Raw genomic sequence first — 19,896 nt, forward strand, 5'->3', positions numbered from 1 at the left:
CACGGCACGAGGCCCCGACGCGCGAGGCCCCGACGCGCGAGGCCGCACCGCGCGAGGTCTCACAGCACGAGCCCCGACATCGGCGTCAGCATCATGCGGCCCGCGAAGCCGACGGCCGTGTCGAGGCGCTCGGTGAACTCCTGGGCCACGTCGGGCAGTTCGCGCAGCGCCCAGAGAGCCCGGGCCGTCGTCCAGGTGGCGTCCCGGGCGCGGTCCAGGCTCCAGGAGCCGAGCAGATGGGTGAGCGGGTCGGCGATCTGCAGCAGATCGGGGCCCGGCATCAGCTCTTCGCGGATGCGTTCCTCCAGCGAGCCGAGCAGCTCGCCCACGCGGTCGAACTCGTCCTCCAGCTCCGCCGGTTCGCAGCCGAGGCTACGACAGGCGTCCACCACGGCGAGCGCCAGGTCGTGCCCGATGTGCGCGTTGATGCCCGCGAGCGCGAACTGCAGCGGGCGGACGCCGGGATGCCGGCGGAACTGGAGCAGCGGCCGCCAGCAGGCCGGTGGCGGCCGGTCGTCCGGCCCGGGGTCCACCGCGTCCAGGTAGCGCTCGGCGAACCGCACGTCCAGCGTGGTCGCGGCCCGCGGGTCCGGGAAACGGCCCGTGTCGATGCGCCGGCCGACCTCCCGGGTCACCGCGAGGTAGACGCGGTTGAAGACCGCGACGCCGTCCCCGGGCGGCAGGGCCGCGTCGAGGGCGCGCATCCGGGCGAGCACATCGCCGACACGCGTACGGTCCGTGTCGACGCCTGTCTCGACGGGAGCGGTGAACTGTTCCGATTGCGGCATGGGGGCAGGGTGACAGTCCTAGGCTGGCCCGCGTGCCGGCGGGCCCGACGCTTCCCCGGAACGGGGGAACGAGCCCGCCGCGCGGGAGGGGAACAGCACGGTGCGAGGCGTACGTGAGCGACGGGCGGGACGGCGGGGTGTCATGGTCGCCGCCGCCTCGGTGGTGGTGGCCCTGGGCATGGCCGCCGGGGTGCTGACCGCACTCGGCGACGGGGACGACGGTGACGGTCCGAGCGGCGCCGACCGGGCCCGCCCGAAGGTGAGCGCGACGCTCCTGGCCCCCTCGACCGCGCCTTCCCCGTCCCTTTCGGGGTCCCCCTCGGCCTCCGCCCCGACCGCGCGGCCGACGCCCTCGCCGAGCCGTACCGCGCGCAGGCCGCAGGCCGCCGCCGTGACCACGAGCCTCTACCGCCACCCCGAGTCCCAGGTCCTCGACTGGGTCCGCGCCAATCCGGCGGATCCGCGCACCGCCGTCATCGAGTCCCGGATCGCGAGCCGCCCGGCGGCCGTCTGGTTCACCGAGTACGCCCCCGACACCATCGCCTCGCGGGTCCGCGCGGTCACGGCGGGCGCCGCCCGGCAGGGCCGGGTGCCCGTCCTCGTGGCCTACGCGATCCCGGACCGCGACTGCGGCGGGGCCTCCGAGGGAGGGGCGCCCGACCTCGACGCCTACGCGGGCTGGATCGACGGGTTCGCCGCCGGGCTCGGTTCCGGCGAGGTCGTGGTCGTCCTGGAGCCCGACTCGATAGCCCAGACCGACTGCCTCGACGAGGCCGGACGGGCCGATCGCCTCGCCGCGCTCGCCCGGGCGGGACGCGTGCTGAAGGCGGCCGACCCGAAGGCGCGCGTCTACTACGACGCCGGGCACTCCGGCTGGAACGACCCGGCCGCGCAGGCCGCGCTGCTGAAACAGGCCGGCGCCGCCTCGGCCGCGTCCTCCGACGGGATCTTCAGCAACGTCTCCAACTTCCACCGCACGGCGGACGAGGTGGCCTACGACCGCCGGGTCCTGGACGCCCTGGGCGGACCTCCCGGCCTGGGCGCCGTCATCGACACCAGCCGCAACGGCAACGGCCCGCCCACCGGGGGCGAGTGGTGCGACCCGGACGGCCGGAGCATCGGCCGGGCCCCGACCTTCCGGACCGGTGAGGCCCGGATCGACGCCTACCTGTGGGTGAAGCTGCCGGGGGAGTCGGACGGCTGCAAGGGCGCGGCCGGCGAGTTCAGCCCGTCGTACGCCTACGAACTGGCCTCGTCGTAGCTGCTGGTGCCCTCGTCCAGCAGGGGTTCCTGCGTCTTGAGGTGCGCGGGCGCGAACGCGCGCAACGCGTGGTAGCCGGTGATGACGACGACGGTGCCGAGCGCGATGCCGCTCAGCGAGAAGGTGTCGGTGAACTCCAGCGTGACGTTGCCGACGCCGATGATGATGCCCGCCGCGGCCGGCACCAGGTTCAGCGGGTTGCGCAGGTCGACCCCGGCGTTGATCCAGATCTGCGCGCCGAGCAGCCCGATCATGCCGTACAGGATGACGGTGATGCCGCCGAGGACCCCGCCGGGGATCGCGGCGACGACCGCGCCGAACTTGGGGCACAGACCGAAGAGGAGGGCGAACCCGGCGGCGGCCCAGTAGGCGGCCGTCGAGTAGACCCGGGTCGCGGCCATCACGCCGATGTTCTCGGAGTAGGTGGTGTTGGGCGGGCCGCCCACCGCCGTGGACAGCATCGAGCCGACGCCGTCGGCGGAGATCGCCGTGCCGAGCCGGTCGTCCAGGTTGTCGCCGGTCATCTCGCCGACCGCCTTGACGTGCCCCGCGTTCTCCGCGACCAGGGCGATGACGACGGGGAGCGCCACGAGGATCGCCGACCACTCGAAGGACGGGCCGTGGAAGGACGGCAGCCCGATCCAGTCGGCCTGACCGACCCCGGACAGGTCGAGCCGCCAGTGGTCGGTGACCTTGCCGCTCGCGTCGGCGGAGTGGACCCGGCCGAAGATCCGGTCGAACGCCCAGGAGACGCCGTACCCGAAGACGAGACCGAGGAAGATCGCGATACGGCTCCAGAAACCCCGCAGGCAGACCACCGCCATCGCGGTGAACGCCATGACCAGCAGGGCCGTCCACTGGTCCTGGGGCCAGTAGGTGGTGGCGGTGACCGGGGCGAGGTTGAAGCCGATGAGCATCACGACCGCGCCCGTCACGATCGGCGGCATCGCGGCGTGGATGATCCGGGCCCCGAACCGCTGCACGGCCAGGCCCACGAGGAACAGCGCGACGCCCACGACGAACACCGCGCCGGTGACCGTGGCGCTCGTCCCGCCCTGCGCCCGGATCACCGCGGCGACGCCCACGAAGGACAGCGAGCAGCCGAGGTAGCTGGGCACCCGGCCACGGGTCGCGAGCAGGAAGATCACGGTCGCGACGCCGGACATCATGATGGCGAGGTTGGGGTCGAGACCCATGAGGACGGGCGCGACGAAGGAGGCCCCGAACATCGCCACCACGTGCTGGGCGCCGAGTCCCGCCGTGCGGGGCCAGGAGAGCCGCTCGTCGGGACGGACCACCGCGCCGGGCGCCGGGGTGCGTCCGTCGCCGTGCAGTTTCCAGCGGACGCCAAGATCCATGGTGCGGGTTCGCTTTCCTCGGGGTGCGGGGTGTCCGGACCATTCTCACGTGAAACCGGAGGGTGAGCGACCGCTTAGCGACCTCGTAGGATGAGGGTGATTTCCTCATACACGCACATCTTCGTCACCCGCACAGGAGTTCCGCCGTGACCGCCGAAGCCCCGAGCGCCCCCGCCGTGTCGTACGGCCGGCTCATGCCCGTCACCGTCCACTTCGACGACCTCGACGCGCTGGGCATGCTGCACAACGCGCGCTATCCGCTGCTCGTCGAGCGGGCCTGGACCGAGTTCTGGCAGGACAACGGCGTCCGCTTCGAGGGTGACTGGGCGAGTGCCGGCGACGCCTGCAACGTCGTCAGGGAACTGCTGATCGGCTACGAGTCCCCGGTCACCCGGACCGGCACGTACGCCGTCCACCTCTGGCTGGACCGGCTCGGCGCCACCGGACTGACGTACGGCTTCCGGTTCTGCTCGGCGGACGGGGTCACCACGTACGCGCGGGGCACCCGCGTCCTGGTGCGGCTCGACGCCGCCACCCTGCGGCCCACCCCGTGGAGCGACGCCTTCAGGGCCGCGGGTCGGGCACTGCTTCGGCCCGCGGACTGACCTTCGCGCCGATCCGCTCGCCGCCCCGCAGCACCCCCGCGAACAGCACGAGTCCGCACGCCAGGACGGTCACCACGACGAACGACACCACCAGGCTGGTCGCCTGCGCCACCCCGCCGATCAGGCTCGGGGCGACCAGGCCGGAGGTGTAGGTGATCGTCGCGACACCGGCGATGGCCTGACTGGGGTTCGGGCCGCTGTGCCCGGCCGCCGCGAAGCACAGCGGCACGACGACCGCGATGCCCAGCCCCATCAGCCCGAACCCGCCCATCGCCACCGCCGGGTGCCCGGCGACGACGATCAGCAGCCCGCCCAGCGCGGCCAGGACGCCGCCCGCCCGGACCGTGCGCACCGCGCCGAACCGGTTCACCACCGCGTCGCCCGCGATCCGGGCCACCGCCATCGTGAACATGAAGCCGGTCGTACAGGCGGCCGCCGCCCCGGCCGACGACGCGAGCTGGTCGCGCAGGTAGACGGCCGACCAGTCGAGGCTCGCGCCCTCCGCGAACACCGCGCAGAAGCCCACCGCGCCGATCAGCAGCGCGGACCGGGGCGGCAGCGCGAACCGCGGCGGCGGCTCCTCGTCCTCGGCGGGCCGCAGATCCAGCACCCAGCGGCAGGCCAGCAGGCCGAGCAGGGTGAGGACGGCCGCCGCCAGGACATGGTGCACGCGCGCGTCCGCGCCGAGGTGGGCGGCCAGCGTCCCGCCCGCCGAACCGATCAGGGCGCCCGCGCTCCACATGCCGTGCAGCCCCGACATGATCGACCGGTCGAGCAGCCGCTCCACCTCGACGCCGAGCGCGTTCATCGCCACGTCGGCCATGCCGGCGGCCGCGCCGTACGTGAACATCGCCAGACACAGCGTCGGCAGGTTCGGGGCGAGGGCGGGCAGCGTCAGCGACAGTGTCCACAGCGCGAGCAGCCCGCGCAGGGCCGCGCGGCTGCCGAAGCGATGGGTGATCGAGCCGGCCAGCGGCATCGCGCAGGCCGCGCCGAACGCCGTGAAGGCGAGCGCGAACCCGAGCTGTCCGGTCGACACCCCGGCGTGGTCCTGGATCCACGGCACGCGGGTGGCGAACGACCCGGTGACCGCGCCGTGCACGGCGAACACGGCCGCCACGGCGTGCCGCGCGCGCCGGACCTCCGACGGTGTGTGGAGCACCTCGTCCACTCCGCTCATTCTCCCCGTCCCCTCCGGATCGGCGCCGCGCCGTCGCGATGCCGTCGTAAACTATCAGGAACCCTGCCTGATAAATAGAGGCCGACGTTCGGCAGCCGCCGACCGGGCCCCGCTCGGCCATGGGAGGATTCCCGCCATGCCCGCATCCCCGAGCACCGCCCGGGCCATCAACGACCGGCTCGCCCTGCGCCTGCTCCAGCACGAAGGCCCGCTGACGGCAGGGCAGTTGAAACAGCTCACCGGACTGTCCCGGCCGTCGGTCGCCGACCTCGTCGAACGCCTCACCGCCTCCGGCCTGATCGAGGTGGTCGGTGAGGCGGGCGAGCAGCGCCGCGGGCCGAACGCCAGGCTCTACGGCATCGTCGCCGACCGCGCCCATCTGGCCGCCCTGGACGTACGCACGGAGGGGGTCGCGGTGCTCGTCTCGGACCTGGTCGGCGAGGTGCTCGCCGAGGCGTCCGTGCCGATCGGCGGCGACACGGGCACCGGGACGGCCGTGGAGCAGGCGGTCTCGCTGGTCGAGCGGGCGGTGAAGGAGGCCGAGGCGGCGGCGCCCCCGCGCGAGGGCGCCCGGACGTGGGGACGGCTGCACACCCTCGGCATCGGCGCCCCCGGGCTGATCGACCCCGCCAGCGGCGAACTGCGCGACTCCAGCGGCCTGCCCGAATGGCACCGCCGGCTGGTGGCCGCGCTGCAGGAACGCTTCCCGGAAGCCCGCGCGCACGTGGAGAACGAGACCAACCTCGCCGCCCTGGCCGAACAGCGCGAGGGTGCGGCCCGGGGCCGCGACACCTTCGTCCTGCTGTGGCTGGGTCACGGCACCGGCGCGGCCGTCGTGCTGGACGGCGCACTGCGCCGCGGCGCCTCGGGAGGCACCGGCGAGATCGGCTTCCTGCCGGTGCCGGGCACGAACGGCCTGCCCTCGGCGACCGACTGCGAGGGCGGCTTCCACTCACTGGCCGGCTCGGCGGCGATCGCCGTGCTGGCGGGGGAGCACGGCCTGACGGCGCCCGCGCGCCCCGACGAGCCCGTGGCGGCGGCGCTGGTGCGCGCGGCGGTCGACGCGCCGGACACGGGGGCGCCCGCCGCCTTCCTCGACGCCCTGGCCGACCGTCTCGCCCTCGGCGCCGCCTCGGTCGTCGCCGTCCTCGATCCCGGCTGCGTGGTCCTCGGCGGGGAGGTGGGGCAGGCCGGCGGCGAGGTGCTCGCGCGCCGGGTGGCACGGCGGCTGCGACGGATGGCGCCGCTGCCCACGGAGGTGCGCGCCGGCGCGCTGGGCGGCGGCGGGGTGCTGCGCGGGGCGCTGCTGACGGCCCGCGACGCCGCCCAGGAGGAGCTGTTCGCGACGGCGCACAGGCCCTAGCGGCGGATGCGCGTCGCCAGATGGTCCTCGAAGGTGCCCTTGCCCACCGCGCGCTCCGGCGCCAGGTGACCGCCCGCGCGAAAGCCCCGGTAGGCCGCGCCCCACAGCGGCACGTTCACCACCGCGCACCGGCGGCCGCTCGCCCCGAGGAACGCGCGGGCCAGCGACTCGAAGGTGCGGACCTCGGGCCCGCCCATGTCGTCGACGCGGCCGGCCGGTGCGCCCGCGGCCAGCTCCGCGAGCCGGTCGGCCACCTCGGCGACCTCCACCGGCTGGTCGCTCACCCCGGCCGGCAGCACCATCACCGGCACCTCGGCCAGCCCCTGGAACAGCTGGACCAGCAGGTTGTGGAACTGGGTCGCCCGCAGCACCGTCCAGCCGAGCCCCGACTCCGCCAGCTGGTGTTCCACGGCGAGCTTGGCCTTGTAGTAGCCGAACGGCACCCGGTCGACGCCCACGATCGAGATGTAGAGCAGATGCGCCACGCCCGCCCGCCGCGCCGCGGCGATCAGGTTGGCGGCCGCCCGCTCGTCGCCCCCGCGCGCAGTGGTCGCGCAGTGCACGATCGTGTCCACGCCCGCGACGGCCGCGTCCAGTACCGGCCCGCCCTCGCGCAGGTCGACGGCGTACGGCGGGGTGTGCCGGCTCAGCACCCGCACCTCGTGCCCGTCCGAGCGCAGACGGGCGGTGACGAGCCGGCCGAGGGTTCCCGTGCCGCCGGTCACGAGGATCGTGGTCATACCGTTCAGCCCCTTCGGACGCCGGACGCTCCCGGCCGGAACGCCCCTTGTCGGTCCAGCTTGTCCGGGCCGGCCGGGGCGCGCACGTCCCGCAGCTCACGGCGGGGCCCGCGGGACCGCGACGCGCGGCGACCGGCCGGAGCGAAGGGACCCGGCGGCGGGCAAGGGCCGTCGTCACCGCCGCCGGGCCGTATTCCGCCGACCCTAGAAAGGACTAGACCAGTACGTCAATAGGTATGGACCAATGCCGAACCCGCCGGGACCGTCGTCGAACCCGGCCGGTTGCCACCCGAATTGACGACCTGTGAGCCACTCCACATCTTTCACCTGTATGGACGCCCGGACGGCGTGGCACACTGGCCCTGTAAACCAAAGCAGCGCACTCCGGGGTCGGTGAAAGTCCGAACCGGCGGTTACAGTCCGCGACCCGGTCGCTTCCAGCGACCGGTTGACCAGGTGAAATTCCTGGACCGACGGTTAAAGTCCGGATGGGAGGCAGTGCGCGGCGGGCGGGCATTCGTGCGCGCCGCCGTATACGTACTCGTCCGCGGACGAGTCTGTCCGGCGTCGCCCCCGGTGTCGTTGCCCGTACCTTCTGTCGTCATCGACAGGCCCCGGAGTCCGTGCCCGAAGAGGCAGGAGGACCCGGGAAGTGTTCACCGGAATCGTCGAAGAGCTGGGTGAGGTCACCGCCGTCGAGAATCTCGGCGACGGCTCCCGCTTCCGGCTGCGCGGCCCCGTCGTGACCGACGGCGCGAAGCACGGCGACTCCATCGCCGTGAACGGGGTCTGTCTCACCGTCGTCGAGCACGAGGGCGACGAGTTCACCGCCGACGTCATGGCGGAGACCCTGAACCGCTCCAGCCTCGGAGCACTCGGCGTCGGCTCCCGCGTCAACCTCGAACGCCCCACCGCCGTCGGCGACCGCCTCGGCGGCCACATCGTGCAGGGCCATGTCGACGGCACCGGCGCGGTGCTGGAGCGCAAGCCCTCCGAGAACTGGGAGATCGTCAAGGTCTCCCTCCCCGCGGACCTCGCCCGGTACGTCGTGGAGAAGGGCTCGATCACCGTCGACGGCATCAGCCTCACGGTCGTCGAGGCCGGCCCCGACTTCTTCACCGTCAGCCTCATCCCCACCACCCTCGCCCTGACCACGCTCGGCCTCAAGCAGCCCGGCGACCCGGTCAACCTCGAGGTGGACATCGTCGCCAAGTACGTCGAGCGCCTGCTCGCCACCACCCGGGGAGCGGCACAGTGAACTCGCTGAACTCCGAGGCCTTCACGCTCCTCGACCAGCACATCCTGTGGTCCGACATGATCGGCAACATCCTCGGCCTGATCACCCTCGCCCTCGGCTGGCGCCGCTCGCTGTGGACCTGGCCGGTGCAGTTCCTCTCCGGACTGGTCCTCTTCGGCGCCTTCTTCGGGCATCTGACCGGCAGCGCGGGCAAGCAGGTCGTCGTCATGGTCGTCGCCCTGTACGGCTGGTGGCAGTGGAACCGCAGCAAGGGGCGGTCCGAGGACGGCCAGATCACGCCGCGCTTCGCGACCTGGACCGAGCGCGGGGCCATGGTGGGCGCCGCCGCCGTCGGCACGGTCGCGGTGGCCCTGCTCTTCAAGGCCTACCCGTCCCTGTCCTGGGACCCCTGGCCGGACGCCTACATCTTCGTCGGCACGATCGTCGCCATGTACGCCCAGGCGCGCGGCATGGTCGAGTTCTGGATCGCCTGGCTCCTCGTCGACGTCGTCGGCGTCCCGCTGAACTTCGCCAACGGCTACGCCTTCTCCGGCTTCGTCTACGTCATCTACGGCGCGCTCGTCCTGTGGGGCATGCGCGACTGGTGGCTGCGTTCCCGCAAGGCCTCGCACACCGCTCTGGAAGGAGCGCCGGCATGAGTACCGCACCGATCCTCTACAGCACGGACGGCATCGAGGACTTCGCGCTGGACCCCGTGGAGCGGGCCATCGCCGACATCGCCGCCGGCCGCCCCGTGGTGGTCGTCGACGACGAGGACCGCGAGAACGAGGGCGATCTCGTCATCGCCGCGGAGAAGGCCACCCCCGAGATCGTCGCCTTCATGATGAGCGAGTGCCGCGGCCTGATCTGCGCCCCCATGGAGGGCGACGAGCTGGAGCGCCTGGAGCTCCCGCAGATGGTCGAGGACAACACCGAGTCGATGAAGACCGCGTTCACGGTCTCCGTCGACGCCTCGGCCGCCCACGGGGTGACCACCGGCATCTCCGCCGCCGACCGCGCCACCACGCTGCGGCTCCTGGCGAGCGGCACCACCGAGGCCGCCGACTTCGTCCGCCCGGGGCACATCTTCCCGCTGCGCGCGAAGCCCGGCGGCGTGCTGACCCGCGACGGCCACACCGAGGCGGCCGTCGACCTGGCCCGTCTCGCGGGGCTGCGCCCGGCCGGCGCGATCGTCGAGATCGCCGGCGAGGACGGCCGGATGCTGCGGCTGCCCGAACTGATCCCGTTCGCCCGCAAGCACGGCCTGACGATCATCTCCATCGAGGACCTGATCGCCTACCGCCGCAGCGCCGAGCCCACCGTCCGCCGCGAGGCGCAGACCCGGCTGCCCACCGTCCACGGCGCCTTCACCGCGTACGGCTACCGCTCCACCGTCGACGGGGTCGAGCACGTGGCCCTGGTCCACGGCGAGATCGGCGACGGCGAGGACGTCCTCGTCCGGATGCACTCCGAGTGCCTCACCGGCGACATCTTCGCCTCCCAGCGCTGCGACTGCGGTCCCCAGCTCGACGCGTCCCTGGAGCGCATCCAGAGCGAGGGCCGGGGTGCGGTGGTCTATCTGCGCGGGCACGAGGGCCGCGGCATCGGGCTGCTGTCCAAGCTGCGGGCCTACGAGCTCCAGGAGCAGGGACACGACACCCTCGACGCCAACCTGGAGCTGGGCCTGCCCGCCGACGCGCGGGACTACGCGGCCGGCGCGCAGATCCTCCAGGACCTGGGCGTGCGCAGCGTGCGTCTGATGACCAACAATCCCGAGAAGACCGACGCGCTCGTCCGGCACGGCGTCGAGGTCACCCGGCGCGAGCCGATGCCCGTGCAGGCGGGCGAGCACAACATCCGCTACCTGCGCACCAAGCGGGACCGGATGGGACACGACCTGCCCTGGCTGGACACGGCCCCCGTGTCCCCCTGCGGCAACCAGTAACGCACCACGCGAGTCGGCAAGGCACGAGAGGCACGAGGAGAGACGTGAGCGGCAAGGGCGCACCGGAACTGTCCGTACGCAATGTGGGCGACCTGCGGGTCGCCGTCATCGCGGCGCAGTGGCACGAGAAGGTGATGGACGGACTGGTCGACGGCGCGCTGCGCGCCCTGCACGACCTGGGCATCGACGAGCCGACCCTGCTGAGGGTCCCCGGCAGCTGGGAACTCCCGGTGGTCGCCAAGGTGCTGGCCGGACGGGGCTACGACGCGATCGTCGCCCTCGGCGTCGTCATCCGCGGCGGCACCCCGCACTTCGAGTACGTGTGCCAGGGCGTCACCCAGGGACTCACCCAGGTCTCCGTCGAGACCGGCGTCCCCGTCGGCATGGGCGTCCTCACCTGCGACACCGAGGAGCAGGCCCTGGACCGCGCCGGCCTGGAGGGCTCCCACGAGGACAAGGGGCACGAGGCGGTGACGGCGGCGGTGGCGACCGCGGCCACCCTCCGCTCAGTATCCGAACCCTGGCGGTAGGCAGGCCGGCACAACGGCTAGGGTGGGATCACCATGTCCAAGAAGACGTTCGAGGAGCTCTTCACCGAGCTCCAGCAGAAGGCCGCCAGCGGCGACCCCGCCACTTCCCGCACCGCAGAACTGGTCGGGAAGGGCGTCCATGCCATCGGCAAGAAGGTCGTCGAAGAGGCCGCCGAGGTCTGGATGGCGGCCGAGTACGAAGGCAAGGAGGCAGCCGCCGAGGAGATCTCGCAGCTGCTCTACCACGTGCAGGTGATGATGGTCGCCCGCGGAATCTCGCTGGACGACGTGTACGCCCACCTGTAAACCTCATTCAGGCACCACCGCACATATCCACCCCGATCGTCACGTTCCACTCGAAGGAAGCCGACCTCATGCTGCGCATCGCCGTCCCCAACAAGGGTTCCCTGTCAGGCCCCGCGGGGGAGATGCTGCATGAGGCCGGCTACCAGCAGCGCCGCGAGTCCAAGGAACTGCGGATCGTCGACCCGGTCAACGACGTCGAGTTCTTCTACCTCCGCCCCCGGGACATCGCGATCTACGTCTCCTCGGGCCGCCTCGACATCGGCATCACCGGCCGCGACCTGCTGATCGACTCCGGCGCCAACGCCGAGGAGATCCTCCCGCTCGGCTTCGCCCGCTCCACCTTCCGCTTCGCCGGAAAGCCGGGCACGGCCGACGCCATCGAGGACCTCCAGGGCCGCACGGTCGCCACCTCCTACGAGGGCATCGTCGCCAAGCACCTGGCCGAGCAGGGCGTCGACGCCTCCGTCGTGCACCTCGACGGCGCCGTCGAGACCGCGATCGAACTGGGCGTCGCCGAGGTCATCGCCGACGTCGTCGAGACCGGCACCTCGCTGCGCAACGCGGGCCTCGAGGTCTTCGGCGAGCCCATCATGAAGTCCGAGGCCATCGTGATCCGCCGCACCGGGGCGGACGTCGAGGAGCCCAAGGTGCAGCAGTTCCTGCGCCGCCTGCAGGGCGTCCTGGTCGCCCGGACGTACGTGATGATGGACTACGACTGCCGGGTCGAGCAGCTCGAGAAGGCCGTCGCGCTGACCCCGGGCCTGGAGTCGCCGACCGTCTCCCCGCTGCACAACGAGGGCTGGGTCGCGGTCCGTGCCATGGTCCCGGCCAAGGAGGCCCAGCGGATCATGGACGACCTCTACGACATCGGCGCCCGCGCCATCCTGACCACGGCCATCCACGCCTGCCGCCTCTGACCTCAGCCGGGAACATGTCCGACCTGCCGAACCTCCCCGTCACGTTCCGGCCGGGGCGCACCCGTGTGGTGCTGCTCACGGCCGGAGTGGTGATCCTCCTCGTCATCTCCGCCGTGGCGATGCTGCTCGAGCAGCTCGGCCCGGGGGAGCGGCTCAGCTTCATCCTCACCGGCGCCCTCATCTTCTGGGTGCTGGCCCAGCTCGCCCGGGTGCGGGTCGTCGCCGACGACGGCGGTGTCACCGTCGTGAACATCGCCAGCAAACGGCGCCTGGACTGGGCCGAGATCGTCCAGGTGAACCTCCGTCCGGGCGATCCCTGGGTGTTCCTCAACCTCAGCGACGGCACCAGCCTGCCCGCCCTCGGCATCCAGCCGGGCATCGACAAACAGCAGGCCATCGCCGACGCGCGCGCCCTGCGGGCCCTCGCGGAGGCCCGGTCCGTCCGGGACCCCGAGGAGTCCACGGAGCAAGATCAGGGCTGACTCGGGGCCGTCCACCCTGCCGCTGAAGCGCATGTCTTGATTAATCTGGTGACGGAGGCGTTCCCCTTGCGCCTCCACCCCTGTGGCTCCCAGCCGGGTGCACAGGGGTTCCTGCTACCCGAGGAGTGACTCCCTCCGGCGATGGACGGTTCGTCCTGTAGTACCTGCGCCGCCCCTGTCCGACCTGTTTCGGAGGCGGCGGCATCATGACCACCCCCTTGCTGCTCCTGGCAGCCGCGTTCCTGCTCATCCTCGCCAACGGCTTCTTCGTCGCCGCCGAGTTCGGCCTCATCACGGTCGACCGACCGGACGCCGAGAAGGCCGCCGCCGAGGGCGACAGACGAGCCCGCACGGTCGTCGCGTCGCTGAAGGAACTGTCCTTCCAGCTCTCCGGCACCCAGCTCGGCATCACCATCACCTCCCTGGTCGTCGGCATGCTCGCCGAACCGGCGCTGGCCGAGCTGCTGAACGCCCCGTTCACCGCGATCGGCGTCCCCGAGGGCGCCGTCTCCGGTGTCGCCGTGGTCGTCGGCATGCTGCTGGCCTCCGCCGTGCAGATGGTGATCGGCGAACTGGTGCCCAAGAACTGGGCGGTGTCCAAGCCCCTCCAGGTCGCGCGTTTCGTCGCGGGCCCGCAGGCCGGTTTCTCCCGCCTCTTCCGACCGGTGATCGCGGCGCTCAACACCGTCGCCAACCGGCTGGTGCGCGCCCTGGGCATCGAGCCCACCGCGGAGCTGGCCTCCGCGCGCACCCCCGGCGAACTCGTCTCGCTGGCCCGTCACTCGGCCCAGGCGGGAGCGCTCGAACAGGACACGGCCGACCTCTTCGTCCGGACCCTGTCGCTGGCCGAGCTGACCGCTCAGCACGTCATGACCCCGCGGGTGAAGGTGAGCGCCCTGCAGTCGTCGGCCACCGCCGAGGACGTGGTCAACCTGACCCGCGCCACCGGCCTGTCCCGGTTCCCCGTCTACCGCGAGAAGATCGACGAGATCGTCGGCATGGTCCACCTCAAGGACGCCCTGGCGGTCCCGGTCCACGACCGGCTGCGCACCCCGCTCGGCCGTATCGCCCGTCCGGCGCTGCTGGTCCCCGAGACCCTGCCCGTCCAGCCCCTGCTGGCCCGGCTGCGCAGCGAGCAGCCCATCGCGGTCGTCGTCGACGAGTACGGCGGCACCGCCGGCGTGGTCACGCTCGAGGACATCGTCGAGGAGATCGTCGGCGAGGTCCGCGACGAACACGACGGCCAGGACACGCCCGAACTCGCCGCCGCCCCGCCCGAGGAGGGCAGGCCCGCCTGGGACGTGGACGGCAGCTGCCGCGTCGACACCCTCCAGCGCATAGGCCTGACGGTCCCCGAGGGGCCGTACGAGACGGTCGCCGGGCTGGTCGCCGACCTGCTCGGCCGGATCCCGGCCGTCGGCGACCGGGCCGAGCTGCCCGGCTGGCGGGTCTCCGTGCGCCGCGTCGGCCACTACCGCGCCGAGCGGGTCCGCCTGGTGCGGACCGGCCAGGTCGTGGAGGTCGCCCGATGAGCGCCCTCCAGCTTCTCTTCGCCGCGCTGCTCGTGCTCGCCAACGGCTTCTTCGTCGGCGCCGAGTTCGCGCTGGTCTCCGTCCGCCGCAGCCAGATCGAGCCCCTGGGCACCGCGCGGGCCCGTCAGGTCCTCTACGGCCTGGAACGGCTGCCCCAGATGATGGCGGCGGCCCAGTTCGGCATCACCGTCTGCTCCCTCACCCTGGGCGCGGTCGCCGAGCCGACGGTCGCCCACCTGCTGGAGCCCGTCCTCGAGGCGGTCCGCCTCCCGCACGGCATGATCCACCCGCTGGGCTATGTGGTGGCCCTCGCGGCCGTGGTCTTCCTCCACCTCGTCATCGGCGAGATGGTCCCGAAGAACCTGGCCATGGCGGCCCCCGAGAAGGCCGCGCTGTGGCTGAGCCCCGGCCTGGTCGCCTTCGCCCGGGTCTGCCGGCCGATCACGGTGGCCCTCGGCGCCTGCGCCCGGGGCATCCTGCGGCTCTTCCACGTCGAGCCCAAGGACGAGGTCGAGGCCGTCGTCACCAGCGAGCAGCTGAACCGGCTGCTGGAGGACTCCGGCCAGGCCGGTCTTCTCGACCCCGAGGAGCAGGAACGGCTGGAGGACGCGCTGGAGCTGGGTTCCCGCCCGGTGACGGACGTGCTGCTGAAGCGCGAGTCCCTGGTGACGGTCAGTCCGTCGGTCACCCCCGGGGAGATCGTCGGGCTGACCGCCCGCACGGGCTACTCCCGCTTCCCGGTGGCCGCGGAGAACGGCGCCTTCATGGGCTACCTGCACGTGAAGGACGTCCTCGACCTGGAGGACTCCGAGCGGGCGGTGCCGCAGCAGGTCTGGCGACCGATGACGAAGCTCCGCTCCGAACTGCCGCTGGACGACGCGCTGACGGTGATGCGCCGGGCGGCGACCCACCTGGCGCAGGTGGCCGACGCCTCCGGCCGGGTGCTCGGCCTGGTCGCCCTGGAGGACGTGCTGGAGCTGCTGGTGGGCGAGGTCACCGACCCCGCGCACCGGGAGGTCGCCGAGATCCGGCTGACGGAACCGAGGGGGAGCTCCCCCAAGGTCTCCGCCCCGCTGGACCAGGGCGGACCCCCGTCCCCGGAGGAAGCGCTCGCGAGCTGACAGGAGCCGCGGGATCCGTCACAGCGCCGGATCCTGCGGCCCCCTCCCCGACAGCACCTCCCCGTACGCCTGCATCAGATCCGGCAGCCGCAGGGTCGAGAGGTCGTCCCGGGTGAGCCCGCCCGGATAGGTGGACAGCCGCAGATCCCGGTAGGCGCAGCTCTTCTCGTACAGGGTGCGCAGGAACCGCCCGTTGCCCAGTTCGTCGATCCATCCCTGGTCCACCACGTGCCCGGCGATGGAGCGCAGCTCGTCCAGCGCCTCCTCGTCCCACCCGTCGCCGTTCTCCGCGGCCAGCACCTCGCCGATGGCGGTGAGTTCGAGGGGCCGGTAGGACGGGAAGTCGACGCGGGTCGTGAAGCGCGAGGACAGCCCGGGGTTGGCGGCCAGCAGACGGTCCATGCCCTCCGGATAGCCGGCCAGGATCACCACCAGGTGGTCCCGGTTGTCCTCGGCCCGCTTCAGCAGCACCTGGAGCGCCTCGTCGCCGTACGCGTCGCCCTTGCCGTAGCCGGAGTTCGAGAGCGAGTACGCCTCGTCGACGAAGAGCACACCGCCGAGAGCGGAGTCGATCAGCTCGTTGGCCTTCACCGCCGTCTGACCGAGGTACTCGCCGACCAGGTCGGCCCGCTGGGCCTCCACGAGATGGTCGCCGCCCAGCAGGCCGAGGGCGTAGAAGACGCGGCCGAGAATGCGGGCCACCGTGGTCTTGCCGGTGCCGGAGGGGCCGGAGAAGACGAAGTGACGCTTCGGCGGCTGGACCGGAAGGCCCTGGCCGGTCCGCAGCCGCGCCATGTTGAGCTGCGCGGACAGGGCCTTGACCTGCCGTTTCACCGGCTCCAGGCCGACCATGCCCTCCAGTTCCGCGAGCGCCTCCTCCAGTAACACGGGATCGGTGGGCCCGGCTGGCAGCGATGAGGACACCGCGCTCTTCTCCCGCACCGCCGGGTCGGTCACCGACGGCAGCGGGACGACGGGCGGCAGGTCGGAGGGCTCGGTGAGCCGCAGATCCCGGCCCTCGGTGCCGAACAGCGGGTCGAAGCCGTCCGGGCCGTCCACCATGTCCTGCCCGACCCCGGTGAGCGTGATCGCGGCGAAGTCGGCGGGATCGTCGTAGCCGTCGCCCTCGGCGATCGCGGCCAGCCGGGCCGAGGTGTCCATGAAGGCGGCGTCGACGCGGTGCACCGCCCGGTACAGGGGGAGGGCCGCCGCCGAGCGGCCCGTCCCCTCGTGGGCCCGGGCCAGCCAGTACCGCAGCTCCTTGCGCTGCGGCTGTTCGCTGCGGCAGCGCATCAGGGCCGACGACAGCAGCGGCTCGGCCTGGCCGTACATCTCCAGGCGGACCCGGGCCATCCCGCCGAACAGACCGGCCTCGATGCCCAGCAGGGGGTCGTCGAGCAGCGGGTCGGTGTGCCGGACCAGCTGCTCCCAGTCCTTGACCAGGTAGGCGCGGCAGGCGTGCAGGAAGCGGACCTGGTGATCGGTGTCGACGGGGGGCAGTCCGGCGAGCGCCCGGTCCAGTTCGGGCACATGGCGGCCGTCCAGCCAGTGCGAGGCGTGCGCGAGCAGCAGGTCGCGGGGGCTCTCCAGCACCGGTTGCACCCACCAGCCGAGCCAGTACCAGGAGTTGAGGGTGCGGCGGTGCCGGGTCCGCTGCTCGCCGAAGCGCTCGCGGTGCCGGAACATCCTGAGCAGCGCGGTCGTCGTGTCGACGCGCAGCGCGTGCAGCCCGAGCCAGCCGTCGGCCATCCCGGGATCGATCCGCACCGCGGTACGGAACTCCTCCTCCGCCTGCGGATAGGCGCCCATCGTGTAGGCGTCCACGCCTCGCAGCCAGGCGAGGTCGGCCGGGGCGTCGGGGCCCTGCGTGCCGAAGTCCATCACGTCCCCCACAAACCGTGCCCCGTCGGTGTGCCGCCGGGCGTCGCCCTTCGGCTGCCTTGGTCGAACCGCTGTGCCGCGGACCGGAGTTGCAAGGTGCGCGAGGCAGTCGCCCGGGTCGCACCGAGGGCATCGTACCTGCGGGGGAGTCGCTCGCCGTAGGGTGCCGCACAGGCCGTTCGGCGAGGTGGGAGCACACGGGGCGCATGCCGCACGGTGACCCTGGGTGAGCGAATCGTGCCGAGACGCGTCCGGAAAGGGGGCGTCGGACGGGACGAGGACAGAACGAAGCCCCCGATCACGGGGGAACAACCGGGGGCTTCGCGTCCGAGAGCGGCTGCGATAGCCGCACATTCAGAACGTAAGTCCTGTACGGGCCGTCGGTCAAGCACAGTTGAAGCAGTTGGCGAAGTTCGAACGCGGGCCCCTTCACACGTTCACCACATCGCGGGTGGTCCGTCACGGTGAGTGAAATCCCGGTATGGTCCAAGGTCCCCCGCAGGCCCCGGCAGCACCTCGTACCCCTGCTTCAACTGCCGTACCAGCAGGGCGGCATGGGGGCGCGAAGGATCATCGGCGAAGTGACGCATCTCGGCCGCGACCCACCCGTCCCAGAACTCCCGTTGCTCCTCCCCGTCCCGGGAACGTCCCCGCGCCCAGGCCTCCTCGGGAGGCATGTCCATCCACAGCAGACACGCCAGGAACGGTCGCAGGGCCCGGCGGCCGGCGCCGACCCCCTCGACCAGGACGACGGGGGCCGCGGGCAGCGGCCGCGGCGGGCCGAAGCGGCGGGCGCGCCAGTCGTAGGGGGCGTAGTGGGCTGTCTCGCCGCGGCCGAACGGCTCGATGACCTGGCTCAGCAGCCGCCCGGTCCAGCTGAACAGCTCCTCGTGGCTGGCGAGGTCGTCGAGACGCAGCACCGGCGCGCCGCCCAGGGCCTCGGCCAGCCTCCCGGCCAGGGTGGACTTCCCCGAGCCGGCGTGTCCGTCGACGGCGATCAGCCGGACCGGCCCGCAGGACGGCGGCAGTCGGCGCAGGAGGGAGGCGAGCTGACGGATGGCGGTTCCCGGGGGCGAGGGGTGCGGGCGTGGGGGAGACGTCGTACGGCCCGGAATTCTACGGCGGCCCGTCCCGCCAGTGGCCCAGACCAATATTGGTGGCGTGGCACGGGCGGAAGTGCTGGAAGGCGGAGCCCGCTGCGTCCATAGTTGGCGCACAGCCGCGCAGACACCCTGGGGGTCTTCCGCTCATGAGCAGAGCCGAACAGCCGTCCCGCAGAACCGTCCTCGCCGCCGCGGTCGCCGCCGCGGTGGCAGGGGGCTCGGCCACAGCGGCCGCATCGGCCACCGCCGCCGTCCCGGCGGACACCGCGGCCGCCGAGTCGGCCCCGGCCCGGACCGTCGACCACCGCTCCTGGACCACGTACGCCGACTGGCGGTCCGGCACGGCCAAGGGCACCCGTGCCGTGCCGGGCCTCCGCCCGGGCGTCGCCGTCGGCGCCCCGCTCGGCACCGTCGACTACACCGACCCGCACACCGGGACCACGGCCGCCTGGGAGTACGCGACCTGGACCTCCCCGGTCCAGCGGCTCGCGGTCCCCGCGACCGAGGTGATCGCCTCCTGGAACGCGAGCACCCCGGCCGGGACCTGGCTCCAGGTCGAGCTGAGGGGGACGTACTCCGACGGCACGGACACCCCCTGGTACGTGATGGGCCGCTGGGCCTCCGGCGACCAGGACATCAAGCGCACCTCGGTCGACGACCAGAGCGACGGCCGGAGCACGGTCTGGACCGACACCTTCGCCATCGACGACGCCTCGACCGGCCTGCGTCTCGCCTCCTGCCGCCTGCGCCTCACGCTGTACCGCCGCCCCGGCACCGCGCTCACCCCGACCGTGTGGCGGCTGGGCGCGATGGGCTCCGACGTCCCGGACCGCTTCACCGTCCCGGCCACCGTGCCGGGCCTCGCGCAGGAGCTGACCGTCCCGCGCTACTCCCAGGAGATCCACCTGGGCCAGTACCCCGAGTACGACAACGGCGGCGAGGCGTGGTGCAGTCCCACCTCCTCGCAGATGATCGTCGAGTACTGGGGAGGCCGCCTGACCGCCGAGCAGCTCGCGTGGGTCGACCCGTCCTACGCCGACCCGCAGGTCTGCCACGCGGCCCGGCACACGTACGACCACCAGTACGCAGGCTGCGGCAACTGGCCGTTCAACGCCGCCTACGCGGCCACCTTCGAGGACCTCCAGGGCGTGGTCACCCGGCTCGGCTCGCTCACCGACCTGGAGACGCTGATCGCGGCGGGGATCCCGGCCATAACGTCCCAGTCCTTCCTCAAGGAGGAGCTCACGGGAGCGGGGTACGGCACCTCCGGGCACCTGATGACGGTGATCGGCTTCACGGCCGAGGGCGATGTGATCGCCAACGACCCCTTCTCACCCGACGACGCGGCGGTGCGGCGCGTGTACCGGCGGCGGGAGTTCGAGAACATCTGGCTCAGGACCAAGCGGTACAACGCGAGCGGCAAGGTCGTGTCCGGCACCGGAGGGGTCTGCTACCTCTACTTCCCGGCGCGTCCGACGGGCCGCCAGTGCAAGGCCCTCACGGCGGTGGGCGTCCCCGTGTGAGCAAGCTCTCCGCCGCACACGCCC

General features: G+C 72.5%; 19 protein-coding genes and 1 riboswitch. Of the genes, 13 read left to right on the forward strand and 6 right to left on the reverse strand.

Annotation, left to right across the window (positions count from 1 at the left end):
* Positions 1–59 precede the first annotated feature (59 nt).
* Positions 60–788 carry a DUF5995 family protein gene (locus tag J2X68_RS20400; RefSeq protein WP_310433962.1) on the reverse strand — a complete coding sequence of 243 codons (729 nt, stop codon included), beginning with the start codon at positions 786–788 and terminating at the stop codon, positions 60–62.
* Positions 789–930: 142 nt separating this feature from the next.
* Between J2X68_RS20400 and J2X68_RS20405 the strand changes: the two genes are divergently transcribed.
* On the forward strand, positions 931–2,049 hold the full coding sequence (locus tag J2X68_RS20405; RefSeq protein WP_310434028.1) for a glycoside hydrolase family 6 protein: 1,119 nt from the start codon (positions 931–933) through the stop codon (positions 2,047–2,049).
* On the opposite strand, the gene J2X68_RS20410 is transcribed toward J2X68_RS20405, so the two are convergent.
* Complete coding sequence (locus J2X68_RS20410; RefSeq protein ID WP_310433963.1) at positions 2,028–3,407, reverse strand: solute carrier family 23 protein; 1,380 nt, start codon at positions 3,405–3,407, stop codon at positions 2,028–2,030. The genes J2X68_RS20405 and J2X68_RS20410 overlap by 22 nt on opposite strands.
* A 146-nt stretch (positions 3,408–3,553) precedes the next feature.
* Here J2X68_RS20410 and J2X68_RS20415 point away from each other — a divergent pair, with 146 nt between their 5' ends.
* Positions 3,554–4,012: a thioesterase family protein gene (locus J2X68_RS20415; protein ID WP_310433964.1), complete on the forward strand. Its 459-nt coding sequence runs from the start codon at positions 3,554–3,556 to the stop codon at positions 4,010–4,012.
* Here J2X68_RS20415 and J2X68_RS20420 read toward each other — a convergent pair.
* A complete protein-coding gene (locus J2X68_RS20420; RefSeq protein ID WP_310433965.1) occupies positions 3,972–5,192 on the reverse strand; it encodes an MFS transporter in 1,221 nt (406 codons plus the stop codon). The genes J2X68_RS20415 and J2X68_RS20420 overlap by 41 nt on opposite strands.
* A 136-nt stretch (positions 5,193–5,328) precedes the next feature.
* Between J2X68_RS20420 and J2X68_RS20425 the strand changes: the two genes are divergently transcribed.
* Positions 5,329–6,555: an ROK family transcriptional regulator gene (locus J2X68_RS20425; RefSeq protein ID WP_310433966.1), complete on the forward strand. Its 1,227-nt coding sequence runs from the start codon at positions 5,329–5,331 to the stop codon at positions 6,553–6,555.
* On the opposite strand, the gene J2X68_RS20430 is transcribed toward J2X68_RS20425, so the two are convergent.
* Positions 6,552–7,295, reverse strand: coding sequence for an SDR family oxidoreductase (locus J2X68_RS20430; protein ID WP_310433967.1), 744 nt, complete (start codon positions 7,293–7,295; stop codon positions 6,552–6,554). The two genes, J2X68_RS20425 and J2X68_RS20430, sit on opposite strands and share 4 nt — an antisense overlap.
* A 375-nt stretch (positions 7,296–7,670) precedes the next feature.
* Positions 7,671–7,801, forward strand: a riboswitch (FMN riboswitch).
* A gap of 146 nt (positions 7,802–7,947) precedes the next feature.
* Between J2X68_RS20430 and J2X68_RS20435 the strand changes: the two genes are divergently transcribed.
* The 9 genes from J2X68_RS20435 to J2X68_RS20475 all read left to right on the forward strand — a co-directional run bounded on the left by J2X68_RS20435 (position 7,948) and on the right by J2X68_RS20475 (position 15,365).
* Complete coding sequence (locus J2X68_RS20435; protein ID WP_310433968.1) at positions 7,948–8,553, forward strand: riboflavin synthase; 606 nt, start codon at positions 7,948–7,950, stop codon at positions 8,551–8,553.
* Complete coding sequence (pnuC, locus tag J2X68_RS20440; protein WP_310433969.1) at positions 8,550–9,191, forward strand: nicotinamide riboside transporter PnuC; 642 nt, start codon at positions 8,550–8,552, stop codon at positions 9,189–9,191. The genes J2X68_RS20435 and pnuC overlap by 4 nt, the downstream gene beginning before the upstream one ends.
* Positions 9,188–10,477, forward strand: coding sequence for a bifunctional 3,4-dihydroxy-2-butanone-4-phosphate synthase/GTP cyclohydrolase II (locus J2X68_RS20445; RefSeq protein WP_310433970.1), 1,290 nt, complete (start codon positions 9,188–9,190; stop codon positions 10,475–10,477). Before pnuC ends, J2X68_RS20445 begins: the two co-directional genes overlap by 4 nt.
* A gap of 44 nt (positions 10,478–10,521) precedes the next feature.
* Positions 10,522–11,007 carry a 6,7-dimethyl-8-ribityllumazine synthase gene (ribH, locus tag J2X68_RS20450; RefSeq protein WP_054239552.1) on the forward strand — a complete coding sequence of 162 codons (486 nt, stop codon included), beginning with the start codon at positions 10,522–10,524 and terminating at the stop codon, positions 11,005–11,007.
* Positions 11,008–11,040: 33 nt separating this feature from the next.
* Positions 11,041–11,313 carry a phosphoribosyl-ATP diphosphatase gene (locus tag J2X68_RS20455; RefSeq protein WP_054239553.1) on the forward strand — a complete coding sequence of 91 codons (273 nt, stop codon included), beginning with the start codon at positions 11,041–11,043 and terminating at the stop codon, positions 11,311–11,313.
* Between the two features lie 68 nt (positions 11,314–11,381).
* Positions 11,382–12,230 (forward strand): ATP phosphoribosyltransferase, encoded by an 849-nt coding sequence (gene hisG, locus J2X68_RS20460; protein WP_310433971.1) that lies wholly within the window; start codon positions 11,382–11,384, stop codon positions 12,228–12,230.
* Positions 12,231–12,244: 14 nt separating this feature from the next.
* Positions 12,245–12,712, forward strand: coding sequence for a PH domain-containing protein (locus J2X68_RS20465; RefSeq protein ID WP_310433972.1), 468 nt, complete (start codon positions 12,245–12,247; stop codon positions 12,710–12,712).
* A gap of 206 nt (positions 12,713–12,918) precedes the next feature.
* Entirely contained in the window at positions 12,919–14,244 is a 1,326-nt protein-coding gene (locus J2X68_RS20470; protein ID WP_310433973.1) for a hemolysin family protein, read from the forward strand.
* Complete coding sequence (locus J2X68_RS20475; protein WP_310433974.1) at positions 14,241–15,365, forward strand: hemolysin family protein; 1,125 nt, start codon at positions 14,241–14,243, stop codon at positions 15,363–15,365. Before J2X68_RS20470 ends, J2X68_RS20475 begins: the two co-directional genes overlap by 4 nt.
* An 18-nt stretch (positions 15,366–15,383) precedes the next feature.
* On the opposite strand, the gene J2X68_RS20480 is transcribed toward J2X68_RS20475, so the two are convergent.
* Both J2X68_RS20480 and J2X68_RS20485 read right to left on the reverse strand, forming a co-directional pair.
* A complete protein-coding gene (locus J2X68_RS20480) occupies positions 15,384–17,246 on the reverse strand; it encodes an AAA family ATPase (RefSeq protein WP_310433975.1) in 1,863 nt (620 codons plus the stop codon).
* A 437-nt stretch (positions 17,247–17,683) separates the two neighbouring features.
* Positions 17,684–18,304, reverse strand: coding sequence for a hypothetical protein (locus tag J2X68_RS20485; protein WP_310434029.1), 621 nt, complete (start codon positions 18,302–18,304; stop codon positions 17,684–17,686).
* Between the two features lie 191 nt (positions 18,305–18,495).
* On the opposite strand from J2X68_RS20485, the gene J2X68_RS20490 reads away from it, so the two are divergent.
* Positions 18,496–19,872 carry a peptidase C39 family protein gene (locus J2X68_RS20490; RefSeq protein ID WP_310433976.1) on the forward strand — a complete coding sequence of 459 codons (1,377 nt, stop codon included), beginning with the start codon at positions 18,496–18,498 and terminating at the stop codon, positions 19,870–19,872.
* Positions 19,873–19,896: the final 24 nt, after the last annotated feature.

Source organism: Streptomyces sp. 3330, assembly GCF_031456635.1.
Taxonomy (GTDB): Bacteria; Actinomycetota; Actinomycetes; order Streptomycetales; family Streptomycetaceae; genus Streptomyces.